Annotated in this window: 14 protein-coding genes and 1 tRNA gene; 8 read left to right on the plus strand and 7 right to left on the minus strand. The window is 54.4% G+C overall.

The genetic code is table 11. The features are described from left to right. Nucleotides 1–12 precede the first annotated feature (12 nt). On the minus strand, nt 13–1,806 hold the full coding sequence (gene ggt, locus ACR0J2_RS09395; RefSeq protein ID WP_480812376.1) for a gamma-glutamyltransferase: 1,794 nt from the start codon (nt 1,804–1,806) through the stop codon (nt 13–15). Nucleotides 1,807–1,876: 70 nt separating this feature from the next. Beyond that, nucleotides 1,877–2,863 (minus strand): 2-hydroxyacid dehydrogenase, encoded by a 987-nt coding sequence (locus ACR0J2_RS09400; protein WP_170614862.1) that lies wholly within the window; start codon nt 2,861–2,863, stop codon nt 1,877–1,879. A gap of 138 nt (nt 2,864–3,001) precedes the next feature. Between ACR0J2_RS09400 and ACR0J2_RS09405 the strand changes: the two genes are divergently transcribed. Continuing rightward, complete coding sequence (locus ACR0J2_RS09405; RefSeq protein WP_170614863.1) at nt 3,002–3,523, plus strand: SH3 domain-containing protein; 522 nt, start codon at nt 3,002–3,004, stop codon at nt 3,521–3,523. 15 nt (nt 3,524–3,538) lie between these two features. Here the strand turns inward: ACR0J2_RS09405 and ACR0J2_RS09410 are convergent, their stop codons facing one another. Further along, nucleotides 3,539–4,045 carry a ferritin gene (locus ACR0J2_RS09410; protein ID WP_480812377.1) on the minus strand — a complete coding sequence of 169 codons (507 nt, stop codon included), beginning with the start codon at nt 4,043–4,045 and terminating at the stop codon, nt 3,539–3,541. A gap of 252 nt (nt 4,046–4,297) precedes the next feature. Between ACR0J2_RS09410 and ACR0J2_RS09415 the strand changes: the two genes are divergently transcribed. From ACR0J2_RS09415 to ACR0J2_RS09430, 4 genes are all read left to right on the plus strand, one after another. Continuing rightward, nucleotides 4,298–5,287, plus strand: a complete 990-nt coding sequence (locus ACR0J2_RS09415) for an NADPH:quinone reductase (protein WP_480812378.1) — start codon at nt 4,298–4,300, stop codon at nt 5,285–5,287. Nucleotides 5,288–5,376: 89 nt separating this feature from the next. Next, nucleotides 5,377–5,451: transfer RNA gene (locus ACR0J2_RS09420), tRNA-Gln, on the plus strand. A gap of 238 nt (nt 5,452–5,689) precedes the next feature. Beyond that, nucleotides 5,690–7,126 (plus strand): hypothetical protein, encoded by a 1,437-nt coding sequence (locus tag ACR0J2_RS09425; protein WP_480812379.1) that lies wholly within the window; start codon nt 5,690–5,692, stop codon nt 7,124–7,126. Nucleotides 7,127–7,265: 139 nt separating this feature from the next. Then, nucleotides 7,266–7,766 (plus strand): GNAT family N-acetyltransferase, encoded by a 501-nt coding sequence (locus tag ACR0J2_RS09430; RefSeq protein WP_480812380.1) that lies wholly within the window; start codon nt 7,266–7,268, stop codon nt 7,764–7,766. Nucleotides 7,767–8,596: 830 nt separating this feature from the next. Here ACR0J2_RS09430 and ACR0J2_RS09435 read toward each other — a convergent pair. Both ACR0J2_RS09435 and ACR0J2_RS09440 read right to left on the minus strand, forming a co-directional pair. Further along, nucleotides 8,597–10,063 (minus strand): SpoIIE family protein phosphatase, encoded by a 1,467-nt coding sequence (locus ACR0J2_RS09435; protein ID WP_480812381.1) that lies wholly within the window; start codon nt 10,061–10,063, stop codon nt 8,597–8,599. Nucleotides 10,064–10,088: 25 nt separating this feature from the next. Beyond that, on the minus strand, nt 10,089–10,466 hold the full coding sequence (locus tag ACR0J2_RS09440; RefSeq protein WP_170614900.1) for a hypothetical protein: 378 nt from the start codon (nt 10,464–10,466) through the stop codon (nt 10,089–10,091). 120 nt (nt 10,467–10,586) lie between these two features. On the opposite strand from ACR0J2_RS09440, the gene ACR0J2_RS09445 reads away from it, so the two are divergent. The 3 genes from ACR0J2_RS09445 to ACR0J2_RS09455 are packed head-to-tail and all read left to right on the plus strand — an operon-like array spanning nt 10,587 to nt 12,592. Then, nucleotides 10,587–11,141, plus strand: a complete 555-nt coding sequence (locus ACR0J2_RS09445; protein ID WP_170614901.1) for a SiaB family protein kinase — start codon at nt 10,587–10,589, stop codon at nt 11,139–11,141. Nucleotides 11,142–11,150: 9 nt separating this feature from the next. After that, nucleotides 11,151–11,540 carry a DUF1987 domain-containing protein gene (locus ACR0J2_RS09450; protein WP_170614902.1) on the plus strand — a complete coding sequence of 130 codons (390 nt, stop codon included), beginning with the start codon at nt 11,151–11,153 and terminating at the stop codon, nt 11,538–11,540. Then, the gene (locus ACR0J2_RS09455) at nt 11,537–12,592 is read left to right on the plus strand and encodes an adenylate/guanylate cyclase domain-containing protein (RefSeq protein ID WP_480527780.1); all 1,056 of its coding nucleotides are present in this window, start codon (nt 11,537–11,539) and stop codon (nt 12,590–12,592) included. Before ACR0J2_RS09450 ends, ACR0J2_RS09455 begins: the two co-directional genes overlap by 4 nt. A 193-nt stretch (nt 12,593–12,785) precedes the next feature. Here ACR0J2_RS09455 and ACR0J2_RS09460 read toward each other — a convergent pair whose 3' ends face one another. Then, nucleotides 12,786–12,959, minus strand: coding sequence for a hypothetical protein (locus tag ACR0J2_RS09460; RefSeq protein WP_480812382.1), 174 nt, complete (start codon nt 12,957–12,959; stop codon nt 12,786–12,788). A 196-nt stretch (nt 12,960–13,155) separates the two neighbouring features. After that, complete coding sequence (locus tag ACR0J2_RS09465; RefSeq protein WP_480812383.1) at nt 13,156–14,484, minus strand: MATE family Na+-driven efflux transporter; 1,329 nt, start codon at nt 14,482–14,484, stop codon at nt 13,156–13,158. Nucleotides 14,485–14,705: the final 221 nt, after the last annotated feature.

Genomic DNA, 14,705 nt, shown 5'->3' on the forward strand with positions numbered 1-14,705 from the left:
TCTGCCGCCCGGCTATTCACCCAGCGCGATACCTTCTCGACGCGGGTCTGCGCCACCGCTCAGAACCTCTCCGATTTCGATGGCATGCAGGCCCGAGGTCAGATCCCGGGCATTCACTTCGAAACCCAGCTCGGTCAGGGCATCCAGGAAACCTTCTGCACCGGTGCCCAACTCGACATCATAGGTCCCAAAACGGTTGACCAGATGCGGCAAGGACACGGCCTGCTGCACATCCATGCCCCAATCGGCCCAGGCGATGATCGATTTGGCGACATACCCGATGATGCGGCTGCCGCCAGGCGAGCCTATGGCCAGCACCGGAGCACCGTCCTGCATGACGATGGTCGGGCTCATCGACGAGCGGGGGCGTTTGCCGGGTTCAAGGCGGTTGGCAATCGGGACGCCGTCCTTGTGCGTTCGGAACGAGAAATCCGTCAGTTCATTGTTCAGCAGGAAGCCGTTTGTCATCAGCCGCGAGCCAAAGCCGTTTTCGATTGTCGTCGTCATTGACAGCACATTCCCATACCGGTCAACGATCGAGATATGCGACGTCGACGGCAGCTCCAGAGAAACATCATCCGCCAGGTTTTGGGCGTGGTCGAACTCGGGCTTGCCGGGTGTTGCCTCGGTCAGGGTACCTTCCTGGTTCAGCAGCGAACCGCGCTGGGAAAGATAGTCCGGGTCCACCAGACCGGCGGTCGGCACCGGGACGAAATCGCTGTCAGCCATGTAGCGACCGCGATCGGCAAATGCCAGTCTTGAGGCGTCACCGATCAATCGCCACGCTTCGGGATTTTCCGGTCCCAGACCAGCCAGATCGTAACCGTCCAGCATTCCCAGAATTTGCCCGACCGTCAGAGCACCTGATGATGGCGGGCCCATGCCGCAGACCTCATAGGCCCGGTAGGCCGCGCAAACCGGCGCGCGCTCGACCACCTGATAGAGCGCGAGGTCGATCCCGGACAACACACCCGGATTGCCCGGCGCCGAGCGAACTGTGTTCACGATGCCCGCAGCAATATCGCCACCGTAGAATCCGGCTGAGCCTTCACTTGCCAAGGTGCGAAGCGTTTCGGCATATGCCGGATTTGTCAGCCGCTGTCCCTGTTCCAAAGGCGCCCCACCGGGCAGGAAATATTCGGCCGTTGCTGGGAAGCGCGCCAGACGCTCGGCGTCGTTCGCGACCAAAGCCGCCAACCGGGGCGACACCAGAAATCCGTCATCGGCCAGCGCGATACCGTCCTTGAACAACGAGGGCCATGAGCTGCGCCCCCAGCGCCGATGCGCTTCTTCGAGCAAGGCAGGCGTGCCGGGCGTTCCCACAGAAAGGCCGCCGACAACGGCATCGAAGAACTTCAGCGGCTCTCCGTTTTCGTCCTGAAACAGCGTGGGTCTTGCCGCGAGCGGTGCAGTTTCACGCCCGTCCAGAGTGGTCAGCTGACCGCTGGCCGCATCGTACCAGACCAGAAAGGCGCCACCGCCCAGACCTGACGATTGCGGCTCGACCAATCCCAGGACGACCTGAACGGCAACCATCGCGTCCGCCGCCGTTCCCCCGTCGCGCAGCACCCGTGCGCCCGCCTCGACCGCAAGCGGGTTGGCCGCGGTCACCATCCAGTCTTGCGCTTCAACCGGGGCCCCGGCCATCTTCGCTTCAAGCGCTGCGATCACCTCAGCGGTCAGCGCCTGCGCCTCACCTTCGGTCGCCGCCTCGGGCGACACCGCGTCCGCAGTTTCCTGAGCGAATACCGAAGTGGTCGAGACAGCCACAGACAGAAGCAGTCCTGAAATCATTCCACGTTTCATAGCGTCCTCTCAATCTAATGATGATGAAATACACGATCGCCCCGGCCTTTCCGACCAGGGCGTTATTTTGTCAAAGCATTGATGGCACCACCTGATCCGGCGGGCGATGCCCGTCCTCGAAGGTTTTAATATTGATGATGACCTTCTCGCCCATCTCAATCCGCCCCTCCAGCGTGGCGGACCCCATGTGCGGCAACAGGACAACATTGGGCAGCTGCCTCAGGCGCGGATTGACGTCGGTTCCATGTTCGTAGACATCCAACCCTGCCCCAGCGATTTCGCCCGAACGGATCATGCGGGTCAGCGCATTTTCATCGACCACTTCACCGCGCGACGTGTTCACAAGAACGGCCGACGGTTTCATCAGTTTCAGACGACGTGCGTTCATCAGATGAAAGCTTGACGGGGTCGACGGGCAGTTGACCGAGATGACATCCATCCGCGACACCATCTGGTCCAAGCTCTCCCAATAGGTCGCCTCAAGTTCCTCTTCGATTTCGGGGCGCAGCCTTCGGCGGTTGTGGTAATGAACCTGCATTCCGAACGCGGCGGCACGGCGCGCGACAGCCTGACCGATTCGGCCCATGCCGAGGATGCCAAGCCGGCGACCGCCGATCCGCCCCCCAAGGAATGCCGTGGGCGCCCATCCCGTCCAATCGCCCTTTTGCATGATCGCCAGCCCCTCGGGGATACGGCGTGTGACGGCCAATATCAGCGCCATTGTCATATCCGCGGTATCATCAGTCAGAACACCGGGGGTGTTCGAGACCAGTATCCCACGCTGCCGCGCCGTCGCGACATCGATATTGTCGACGCCGGCGCCATAATTTGCGATCAGCCGCAGGTTTTCACCCGCCTGCCCCAGCAGTCCGCCGTCAATGGTATCCGTGACCGTCGGGACAAGGACATCCGCCTCCTTCACGGCCGCGACAAGTTCGTCGCGGGTCATGGGTGTATCATCGTCCCGCAGGCGCACATCGAACAGCTCGCTCAATCTGGTTTCCACTGCCTCTGGCAACCGTCGCGTAACGACAACACTCAGACGTTCTCTTGGCACTTTCGCCCTCCCACTGCTTTGCAAACGTGCGCGCGCCATGTCATCGTGGCGCAGGATAAGGCGGGGCACAAGAACCCCACGGCCATTGAGTCGACCTTTTTTCGAAACCCGTTGAACAGGTATAAGAGCAGGCATTCGGTGAGTGGTTTTCTATCGGTAAAACGCCCGGTTCTGGCGATCCTGTCTGTATTTCTGATCGTGTTCGGCACATTGGCGGCCAGCGCGCAGGACAAACGCGGCCCCGTCACCAACCTACCGTTGCCACGTTATGTGTCGATGAAAGCCGCTGAAGGGAATGTGCGCCGCGGGCCATCGCTGACCCATCGAATCGATTGGGTGTTCAAACGGCGCGGGATGCCGTTGCAGATCACTGCCGAATACGGAAACTGGCGCAAGGTTCAGGATCGCGACGGCGCCGGAGGTTGGGTCCACTATGCCCTGTTGTCAGGCGTACGGACCGTTCTGATCGAAAGCGACATGCTGCCGGTCTATTCCAGTCCCGACCCTGCCTCACAGGTCAGCGCTCATTTCGAAGCGGGCGTCGTGGCCCGTCTTGGAACCTGCACGGTTGACTGGTGCCGCGTCTCAGCCGGTGGCTATCGCGGCTGGACGCTGAAAGGCAACCTGTGGGGCGTCGATCCAGCAGAAATCCGGGAATAACCCTTTCGCCGACGTCTATTCCGCGTCGCCAACGCCGCGAGCGCCAAGCTCCTGATCCAGCATCAAAAGGTGCCAGCGATCACCGTTGGCTGCCTTTGCCTTGTCCAGCACCTGACCTATCAGGTCCTCTTCCTCGATCTGCTCGTCCAGAAACCAATTCAACATGTTCTGGGTGCTGAACTCCCTGACTTCCTGCGCCAGTTCGAACAACGCATTAATCTGACCTGTTACAGTTTTTTCCTGCGCCAGCGCCGCTTCCAGCACATCAACCGGCGAGCCGAAATCCACCTGGGGTTTGGCAATCCCGTCAACCTCAATGCGCCCCCCGCGCTTGGCCAGAAACTCGAAGATACGCATAGCGTGCGCGTTTTCCTCTGCCGACTGGCTTTTGAACCACTGTGCAAAGCCTGGCAGATCTTGGGATTCGAAATAAGCGGCCATCGCAAGATAAGAATACGAGGCGTGAAGCTCATTGTTGATCTGACGGTTCAGGGCGTCTGAAACTTTGGAATTCAGTTGCATTTCTGAGCCTCCTTGGCACGTGTCTTGCGGATGTCCGACAGCTAATCCCTAAAATCCCCATTTTCAATGCGATTTCCATTTTTTATTAGTTATTTCATTATCTTAATCAACACTTTGTGCAACTGAAATTCAATTGCAACTGGCCTGCGGCAAAACAAGGAATCCACCGTAGCTGTCGCTCCCAATCCTTTACTGGGGCTGGCAAATCACGCCGTCCCGGCTACTGTTGCTGCGAAACAAGAAGGGATGACCATGAAAGCCGTCACTTATAGCGCCTTTGGTTCCGCAGGCGACGTTCTGAAAGTACAGGATGTGCCCTCAACCGCTCCGGGGATCGGAGAAGTCACAGTCGATCTGGCGTTTTCAGGCGTCAATCCTTCGGATGTCAAAGCCCGCGCCGGAAGCAGACCCGGCGTGACCAAGCCGCCGTTCCCGGTGATCATCCCGCACAGCGACGGGTCCGGTGTTGTTGCGGCGGTTGGTGAAGGAGTCCCAACCTCAAGGATCGGTCAACGCGTCTGGCTCTGGAACGGCCAGTGGCAGCGGCCGTTCGGCACAGCCGCCACTGAGATCACGCTGCCGGCCGAGCAAGCCGTGCCGCTGCCCGATTCCGTGTCTTTCGAAACCGGAGCCGTACTGGGCATTCCGGGCCTGACAGCATGCCACGCCGTATTCTCTGGCGGTGACATCGCAGGGCAAAGCCTGCTGATTCACGGCGGCGCTGGCACGGTCGGCTATCTGGCCGTTCAACTGGCAAAGTGGGGCGGCGCCCATGTCATCGCCACGTCCGGTCCGGGCAGTTTCGAAAGGGTTTTGCAGGCCGGAGCAGATGCGGTTCTGGACTACAATGCCCCGGACCTCGCGGATCAAATTCTGCAAGCCAACAACGGGCGCCCGATCGCCCGAATCGTCGATGTCGAGTTTGGCCGGAACGTCGAGACGAACACGGCAGTCATCGCTGAAAACGGACGGATCAACACTTTTGGGTCCGCCAAGGAAATGCTTCCCGTTCTGCCCTTCTACCCCCTGATGTTCAAAGCGGTTACGCTGGAGACCATCCTGGTTTATCTATTACCCATGGCCTCCCGTTCTGCTGCAGTCGAAAAACTCCATACCGCACTTGAGGCAGGTGCCTTGAATTGCCCAATCCAACAGGTATTTTCTATGGACGAGTGCCCGGCGGCGCACGAATTGGTCGCGACCGGACATCGCACCGGGGCGGTCTTGATTGAAACAAAATGACGGCTTGAAAAAATTTCTGGGGCAACCGAGATTTTTGCAGGAAAGCCCTTGAACACCGCCACCAACAATCGTAGACAGCCGCTCACCGTTGGGGTGTAGCCAAGTGGTAAGGCAGCGGTTTTTGGTACCGTGTATCGTAGGTTCGAATCCTACCACCCCAGCCAGTTGATCGGAACATCGTTACTTCGATACCCGTGGCACCCGTTTGCTACGGAAAATGCCCCCGTTTATGCCCCAGTGGTTTCGGGTGTTCTGACTCCCCCTGCCTCCTCCTCTTTCCTAACCTCTAGCGGGGTTCTATGGGGGTGGGGAATAGGTATTAGCAATGAATAGAAACCGGAGGATAGAGAGACCCGAGTATCCTCGTTCCTGATCCATAGTACACAGAGGGAGGAGGAGGTTATGGGGGAGATAGAGAACCCATGGCACTCGCGACCGATCGACGTTCACCGCTGGTCGGATCATCCAGAGGTGGCAGAGTTGATCGACCGCATCTGGGACGACTACCTGCCGAGCGATAAGACCTCCGGACCGAAGCCGAAGACTGCATTCAGACATCAACTCCGGGTGCTGGTTCTGGACCTGTATGTTGCCTGGCTGGAAGACCCGGAACTGTCTATCGGCGTCTCCATGTCCTCGAACTACTGGGACACGTCTTCTCGCTATAACGCGATCCATATATCCAAGAAGATCATCAAGATCATTCACACCCTGATTGAGGCAGGACTATTGGATGTTGCCAAGGGCAGCTACTCGGGTCCTCTGGCCCGGGGGAACAGAACAACAAGGATACGAGCCTCCGAGGTCCTGCAGGGATGGTTCGCCGAAGTGGCATTCCGACGAGATGACGTTGGGCGGGTCGAAGGTGAAGAAATCATCATTCTTAGAGGCGACAAAGCAGAGGCACTGGTCGAGTACGAGGATACCGACGAGATCATTAGAATGCGGGCTGAGCTTGAGCGCTATAACCAAGTTATTGGTGACGCTTTCATTGATATCCCTGTTTTGGATGAGCCAAGAGTCGATGATGTCACCACCGACCATCATCATAAGCTCACCCGCAGGATATTCAGCCGTTCGAACGTCAACCTGAATGGGCGCTTTCATGGTGGTTGGTGGCAGCAGATCAATAGTGACTGGAGGTCGAAGATCTTCATCAATGATACGCCAGTCGTCGAAGTGGACTTCCGCAGTCTCCATGTCTCGTTGCTCAGCCTTCGAGCAGGAAAAGATCTTGATGGCGATCCCTATGAATTGCCCGACATACTGGGTGCATGGCTGCCTTCTGTGCTGCAGCGTCAATTTATCAAGCGGCTTGTACTGACAGCGATCAACGCCGGTTCCAGGGATGCCGCCTTCCGGGCGTTTCGAGACGGATACCCAACCGGCCACGCAGGCAAGACACTGACGAACGAGCAACTGGATGCACTACTGGCTGGCTTCCTGGAAAAGACCCCTCACATCAAAGACTACCTGTTCGCGGATCAAGGTATCCGGTTGATGCACCTCGACAGTCTGATAGCGGAACGTGTCTATCGGCACTTCTGCGATCGGGCCGTTCCAGTTCTTTCGGTGCATGACAGTTTTATCGTCGATTACACCCGAGTGGGCGAACTGAAGCGGGTGATGGCCGAGGCGTCTACTGGAGTGGCTGGTGCACCGTTACCCACATCGAACAAGTTCTACGGGCTGGACGAACAACCCGACCCGAACGCTGACCACGTCAAAGACTACATCATCTGGCGGCAGACGGCCCGGTCAGAGGGGTATCTTCAACGGCTGGCGGAACATGAAGAACGGACTGGGCGGGAGGTGGTGCCGTTCGAAGCTCAAAATTGACGCTGCAGAAATAAATGTGTGGGATTAACCGATAGGCGAACAACCGAAATGCGGACAGAGCGGGCACTTACTTGTTTTGATCGGGGCAGTGAATTTGTGTTAGTATCAATCCAATCATCCTTTGCTGGAAGCGAAGCAATTGAACATCGTCGAAGCGCGTACACAGAAGGAAGTTGATGATGCCGCAGCCCTAATGCGGGGCCTGTATGAAGCAAACAAATCTCTTTATTCTGACGATCTTCAAACCATCGAGGCCTACTATCGTGGGTCGTGGTTCTTTAAGGCCTCACCGAAAATTCCGACCGAGTACTGCCCCCCGCAAGGAGACGTGCTCATTGCATACTTGGATGGGAAAGCCGCTGGAACTGTGGCGATTTATCGAATGGACGACAAGCATTGCGAACTAAAGTCCATGTTTGTTGAGCCGCAATTCAGGAGTAGTGGGATTGCATCAGCTCTTTGCAGGAGAGTGATCGACCTAGCTGAGTTGCACGGCTACAGCAGCGTAAGGCTGACAACTGGGGAGCGCCAACTTCCGGCTAGGAGCTTGTATGACCGGCTAGGGTTCAAGATTGTCACGCCATGGGACGACAATCCTCCCGACGGCTATGACTATTACGAACTTGGAGTAGTCCACTAGGTTTTTTCGTTCGCTCGTACGCATTGGGCTCGAACCTGACATGACTAGATGCCTCTCCAACCCCATTCAGCGCCAGCCGTCCCAGATGCGGTCGACCAACTCTGCCACCTCTGGATGATCCGACCAGCGGTGAACGTCGATTGGCCGCGAGTGCCATGGGCCCTCTATCTTCCCCATAACCTCCTCCTCTGTGTATTATGGATCAGGAACGGGGATACTCGGGTCTCTCACTCCTCCGGTTTCTATTCATTATTTGTACCTATTCCCCACCCCATAGAGCCCCTACTAGAGGTTAGGAAAGAGGAGGAGACAGGGGGTGTCAGAACACCCGAAACCACTGGGGCATAAACGGGGGCATTTCTCGGAGGGTTTAGCCCCCAGAGCCTGCTGTTGTTCCATGTCTGAATGACCTGGCTGGGGTGGTAGGAAACCTTGCCCACCGATGAAACCTAAGAGCTTTTCCAACCGGTGACCGGAACTGGGGCGGTTTCGGGGGCATTTTGCTGAGCGAAGCGACGGGCGGAATGGAGCGTCAGCGGATCAGCATGGGGCATTTCGAGGGTGAGCACGGGGCAGTTTGGCCGATAGAGAGGCCGCTGGCGGGACAGTTTACAAGACCGCTGACTGGCTCTGACGGCGTCCGTAAGACTGGACCGCTGACGACTAGCCCGGGTGCTGACGAGTGGTCGCCGGTGCTGGCGGCTTACACTATGAAAAAACCGACTTTTCCTCTCTCACCTGCAGGCCAAGCAATCCTTTTTCGTCAGAAACTGGGCAGACCACAGTTTTTTCCCATAAGCAGCTACCCAGTTCACCTCATAAAAAGCACCCTAACTTGTATCTTGCAACGGACGAAAAGCAATCACCGTCAAATCATCCATGCGCTCTTCATTCTTCCTGTAATCTTGGAAAGCATCTTCGATGGCCGCCAAAAGCTCTGCCGAGTTCGACCAACTGTCTTGCTTAACTATCGACATTAACCTTTGAACTCCAAAGGCTAAGCGCTTTTCGCCACCCAATTGGTCGATCAGGCCATCGGTAGAGATAATCAGATCAACAATTTGATCTAAGTGGATTACGTGCTCGATAAATTTTGGCCCTCTTGGGGTGTCCGCATACCCGATACTATGTTTATCACCTCGGATGCGATCAACGTTGGCCACCGACTTAACCAACAAAGACATGTGTGCCCCTGCGAACTTGGCTATCCCTTTGCTTGAGTCGATCTGGCAAATTGCTGCGTCCATACCGTCGTTTGAAGTCGAGTTTTCAGTGTCCTGGTTTAGGAGGGTGCGAGTTAAATCGCTCAGTTTCGATAAGGCCGAAGCGGGACTGAGCCTGTCGTTTTCATAGTAAAGCCGCTCGAGAGTAGCGATCGCCAGCATGGTCATGAAGCCTCCTGGTACGCCGTGACCGGTACAGTCAATTACGGCAAGCGTCGAAATCTGTCCTTCCGACCTGATCCAGTAGATGTCCCCGCCGACCAAGTCGCGAGGTTCCCATTTGACCGCAAAATCGGCGAAGGCGCTCTGACACTGACTTGCAGTAGGCAACAACCCCTGCTGAATTCGCGTGGCATAGTTTACACTGTCGACGATCTGATGGTGCGCTTCACGGATCGCGTTGACGCGTTCGACCTCCCGCTCCAGCATTGAGTTGTAGCTTTGAACAACTTTACCAATCTCATCTTCTGACTGGTACGGGACCCTCTGCGGATCATCGTATAGTTCGAACTTTTCAATAGCTTTCAACATTTGACCGAGAGGTCTGTTGATAAGCCATAAAAATGCACCAGCACCTGCTAATATCAGCGCAAGGCCTCCGAAAATTCCCAAAAGAACCACAACTCCAACTTCAGTCTGCAACTCTTTGTTCAGAATCTCCTGATCAATTCGTGCCAACATCATTGTCGACCCTGCTGCTGTCGGGACGGAAACGACGATATCCAAACCGGTTTTTTTTATCCTGTCACAACCTATGGCAGGCCAGGAGGCCAAGGTTTTGGAGCTTTTCTCCAGCTTCTGTTCGGCGCAAATCACATAAGGAAAACCAGAATAGACGGCCAGCAGGCTCGTCGCTTGTGTAAAGTTTCGTGCTTCAACCAACTCAGCCAGCGGCCTCGCAATACGGTTTGCAATCGTTGCCATTTCCGCTGCGACCTGGTCCGTTTGAGCTTGTCTTTTGAAGTCATAATAAAAAAGAAGCACTACGGCATTAAATACACCCCCAATCAAGAGGGTCGCGAGAATGTGCTTTAGGAAGATGCGGCGACTTAAGAAGGCCCTGAGATTACGCACTGAACGCCTCTACAGTGTTTGGCATCTAGTTCCCGATGTTCTTCATCGCGGCCTGAAGAGCTCCACGATTATTGACGATCATCTGAACAACCTTGTAGTCCCCGGAAATTTCCCGCACCAGAAAGTCTGCGGTCACGGTGTCGCCACCTTCGGTTATCATTTCAGAGCAGACGAAGTAATCGCTTCCTGCCGGAATAACCATGGGGTGAACATTTGCAGGGTATACAGTTTCAATCGCATTGGTTGTTGTGTCCAGATAAGTGTAAGCACCATCGACCATCACGCCATCGACATGCGCAATCATGGCGGATTGGAGCTTTGCTTTCACCTCGGTCGGAATGTCGGCCGCTACAGCCGGTCCTGACGAAAGTATAAGGGCGACCACACATATTAGCCTAATCATGCTAACCTCCCCGCTGATAAGCCTGCACAATTGATACCCTAAAAATGCATAAATGTGTATCTTATGATATCAAGACCTGGGCTGAACTTGGTGCCGTCCAAGCATGATCAAGGAGAACAGATGCTTGCCAGCGAAGTCTACGAACTACGTGCTAACCTGCGAAAACAGGGCGTTGTTTTCGCCTACAGCGGTTATGTAACCGAGAGCATTCTTAGCGGCGTCGGCGATGCGTTAAAGCAGAAGTTGGTATCTGAAGATGCGGACACCAAAACGCTTCGCAGTGTATTCGCAGTTTTTGTAGAGCAGATGCAGAATATCATCAGATATTCCGTTGAAAAGTTGCCTGCTGACGGTGAAACAGCGGTACTGGACATAAGTTACGGTATACTGACCATCGGAAACGAAGCTGGCAGCTATGTCGTTCACGCGGGAAACCTGATCCTGTTGAACGATGTCGACACCATGCGGAACCGGCTATCAGAGCTCCGCGATATGAACCGAGAAGAGCTAAAGGTCGCGTACAAGGACCAACTACGAGCCGAAGCCGATAGTGTCAGCAACAGTGCGGGTATCGGGTTAATTGAAATTGCGCGTCGAGCGTCAAAGCCTATCGAGTTCGATTTTATGCGAGTTGATGACCAGCACGCATTCTTCGCGCTCAAAGCCACGGTTTAAGAGGGTAGAATGCAGAACATTAAAATCCCGGCGACAAACCGCACTCCGGCCGTGGCATTTGATTTTGATGCTGGTCACCTCAGGCTTATTGGAGAATCCTATCCAGAGGATGTTACGACCTTTTTCAATCCATTGTTTGATTCCCTAAAAAACTGGCTTTCCGAAGGTTCAAATACCGCCTGTCGTTTTGACTTTGAACTTATCTATTTCAACTCCTCCAGCGCTAAAGCCATCATGATGATAATGGAGCTTTTGGATTCCGCTGCAGAAATGGGAAAGAAAGTCGAAGTTTACTGGTTTCATGATCCTGAAGACGAAACCATGGAAGAGCTTGGCGAGGAGTTCGGAGAAGATCTTAAACACGCCAAGTTTTCGCTAAAAAAGTTGTCTGATCAATGACTATCGACGACCTTTTTGCCAAGGAGAGAGAAGCGTTGGAAGTCGCGGAAGCAACTTTGAGCAGCGGACAATTCCCAAATGAAGAGACGCGAAACTCAATAAAGAACCTCGTTGAAGAATACAGGAAACTGCTTCGGACGACACGACGAATGATGCGATTGAGTGATCGTAATGAGCGGGAACTGAATGCATTGGCTGAAAAGCAGCGCATTGCGGCCGAAGAGGTAAACCGAAAAAACCAAGAGCTTGAAGCGTTGTCAGGGAAGCTTGCTAAGTACTTATCACCGCAAGTTTACAAATCGATCTTTTCCGGGCGCCAGGAAGTCAAACTCGCCAGTAAACGAAAAAAGCTGAGTGTGTTCTTCTCGGATGTGGCTGGATTCACGGAACTTACGGATCAGATGGAGTCTGAAGACTTAACGGAACTTCTGAACAGTTACCTGACCGAAATGGCAGCAGTCGCTTTGAGCTACGGCGCGACGATAGACAAGTTTATCGGTGACGCGATCCTTGTCTTCTTTGGTGACCCGGAGAGTAAAGGAGTGCGCGAAGATGCTTTGGCTTGCGTGAGAATGGCAATTGCGATGCGAGACAAGTTGGCAGAGTTGCAGGCTGAATGGAGGAGGCAAGGAATAAGACAACAACTACAATGCCGTATTGGCATCAATACAGGCTTCTGCACGGTTGGAAATTTTGGAAGTGACGACCGTATGGATTACACCATCATTGGTGGTGCCGTGAACGTAGCCTCAAGGTTAGAGCATCAGGCAGAGGAAGGAGAGATTTACATCTCTTACGAAACCAGGGCGCACGTAAACCACGAAATAGAAACCGAAGAGGTCGGTGCAATCCAAGTCAAGGGCGTGGCTCAACCCGTAATGACCTACCGCGTCCTGGGTCAAATAAGATCGAGACCCCACCTAGAAAAAGTCTCTCATGAAAAGCCAAACTTTCGATTGGTTTTCGACCCGAACTTAATGACGTCAGAAGAACGGGCTGAGAACTCAGAAATCCTAAAGTCAGCGCTTGAATCTCTCCGTAAAAAAACTTGAGATTTGAAGGGCCGATGACTAGTAAACTGGTTAACTGACCGCAATTGATCAGGGACTTGGCTATTTATTAGACACTGTTACTTGGGTCCGCATTACGTTCATTCCGCCACCTACGACCAACATCGACTTCGGCAAAAAAGAAAACAAAGCGGACACCCCCGGCAACCCGTTGTGGGTCGCCGAGGGTTAGTTGTCAGGGGGGTCTTCGGTTAACGACATAGTCAGCCAACCACTGCCAATAGGCTTCCGCATCGCGGAACCCCTGAGCCCGAGCCGCCAGATCTTCCGCCGCTTTACGGGTGCAACCACCATCGTATTCAGCGATGGCAGTCCGTTCCTCAAACGCATCAACGTCCGGGAATGTCATGCACTAACAATCAAATTGGACCACACAAGCGGGGCTGATCAGTCATTCATGTGCTCCATCAATTGATAAGTTTCGCTTCCCTGCACTGTTTCCCGTTCGACAAGTGGAGGGCGGTGCTTTTGGCAAACCACAAATGCCAAGAAGTGGACGAATTGCAGACTTCCTTCGGAAATCCCCGGCGAGCAAAAAGCCGCAATCATCCTTTCTGCAAGACGAGATCGGGCTCTGCGCACGTTGAACGCCCGAAATACCCCGCGCGCCAAAACTGCCAGAGTGTTACCAAGCTATCCATCGCTATTCCGCCGCCAAAGAGAAAAGCTATTTTGGTGAGATCAGGGACGAACTCACCTGCCAGGTACGCGACAAAGGCCCCGCCATAGTAGATCACGCTGACGAACAGGGATTGATAGAGCATCAGGTCCGTTCTGCCCATCCCATACAAGTAGCTGTCAAGAACATGGTTCAAAGCGAAGACGACATAGAAACCCAGGAAAACCAGCGCGAGATACACTACCTTTCCAGCCTCATCCGACCCCATCGCATTAGCAATGAACCAGCGCCATGCTGGGATCGTAACAAGCCACAGGCCAACTATGATCACGGTAAGCCAGAAATATCCCGCCAAACGCCCATCGATCTTGCCTTGGTGATTTCCAACGTCTTGCCGGATCAATGTCCCGAGGGTGAGGACCGGCAACAGAAGCCAGCCCCAAATGAAGTTGTTGGTCACCCAGAACAGACCCGCTTCGTTGACCTCGTTTACCAGTTTCAGGATCATGAGTGAGAAGGCAAGGTTTCGGACGCCCGCCTCCAGACCAGAACGGATCGCGACGCAAAACCAGTCCCTTTTCCAACCCTCGACGCGTCCAAGATGAGGAATGCCGAGAACTCCGGCTCGTGCGAGAATTGCGATGGACGGCATAAACAACAAAGCACCAACCGCGATATTCGTTAGAGCGACGCCCTGAACCCCGAGGTCGAGCGAAAAATCAAATTGTCCCACGAAGACACTGTCAAAGAGGATGGTCAGCATTGCTCGTGCCGCCACCAGAGCAATGAGGACACGCGACCACGACAATGCGACAACGACGATGATGCAGATGTCATTCAGGACGCCGACCATTATGCCCAATGCCTCGAGGCGCACATATTCTGCCGTTTTTACCTGAAGCTCAGGTTGTTGCGACATCGCGCGTGTTAACCAATCCGAGCCAAGCAGGATCGCGATTGTCAAAAGCCCGTAGGAAAGGAGAGCGACAAGAAAGGCATCGCCGACCCTTTCACGCAAGGCCGCACGATCCGCAATGACCTTCCCAAAGACGTAGTAGAGCGGCAGCAAGAGTGCTTCCTGAACCACTTCATATGCAAGATTCAGCCATGCGGCTTGAGCCGCAATGCTTACGCTCCACGTATCCGGCAGGCTGTTCAGGAAATAAATTCGCACAGTTGAATAAAGGGTCGGCAACAGCGCTGTAAGAATTATGGCAAACCAAAGTCGGTAATCGATGCCTTTCAGAGAGGACATGTAATATTCCGTTAATCCAAATTGATACTGGTGCGCGACTTCACGCTAAACAGTTCCCGCGTCAACTGACCATTTTGTGGTCAAGTGATGGTCTTTGCGCTTTTCCCTGCTGAAGGGTGAATTGAACGGTGATCAGCCCCGCTTGTGTGGTCCAATTTGATTGTTTGTGCATGATTGGCCTTTGGTCCATCTGAACGATGGTTTCCGGGGCCGGTGGTTTA

The organism is Ruegeria sp. CG4 (assembly GCF_056537185.1).

What these genes read in the sequence shown, in the direction of transcription:
- ACR0J2_RS09440 (WP_170614900.1), bottom strand. Translation starts at nt 10,466, where the DNA reads ATGATTAGGCTAATATGTGTGGTCGCCCTTATACTTTCGTCAGGACCG.
- ACR0J2_RS09465 (WP_480812383.1), bottom strand. Translation starts at nt 14,484, where the DNA reads ATGTCCTCTCTGAAAGGCATCGATTACCGACTTTGGTTTGCCATAATT.
- ACR0J2_RS09450 (WP_170614902.1), top strand. Translation starts at nt 11,151, where the DNA reads ATGCAGAACATTAAAATCCCGGCGACAAACCGCACTCCGGCCGTGGCA.
- ACR0J2_RS09425 (WP_480812379.1), top strand. Translation starts at nt 5,690, where the DNA reads ATGGGGGAGATAGAGAACCCATGGCACTCGCGACCGATCGACGTTCAC.
- ACR0J2_RS09415 (WP_480812378.1), top strand. Translation starts at nt 4,298, where the DNA reads ATGAAAGCCGTCACTTATAGCGCCTTTGGTTCCGCAGGCGACGTTCTG.
- ACR0J2_RS09445 (WP_170614901.1), top strand. Translation starts at nt 10,587, where the DNA reads ATGCTTGCCAGCGAAGTCTACGAACTACGTGCTAACCTGCGAAAACAG.
- ggt (WP_480812376.1), bottom strand. Translation starts at nt 1,806, where the DNA reads ATGAAACGTGGAATGATTTCAGGACTGCTTCTGTCTGTGGCTGTCTCG.
- ACR0J2_RS09410 (WP_480812377.1), bottom strand. Translation starts at nt 4,045, where the DNA reads ATGCAACTGAATTCCAAAGTTTCAGACGCCCTGAACCGTCAGATCAAC.
- ACR0J2_RS09455 (WP_480527780.1), top strand. Translation starts at nt 11,537, where the DNA reads ATGACTATCGACGACCTTTTTGCCAAGGAGAGAGAAGCGTTGGAAGTC.
- ACR0J2_RS09460 (WP_480812382.1), bottom strand. Translation starts at nt 12,959, where the DNA reads ATGACATTCCCGGACGTTGATGCGTTTGAGGAACGGACTGCCATCGCT.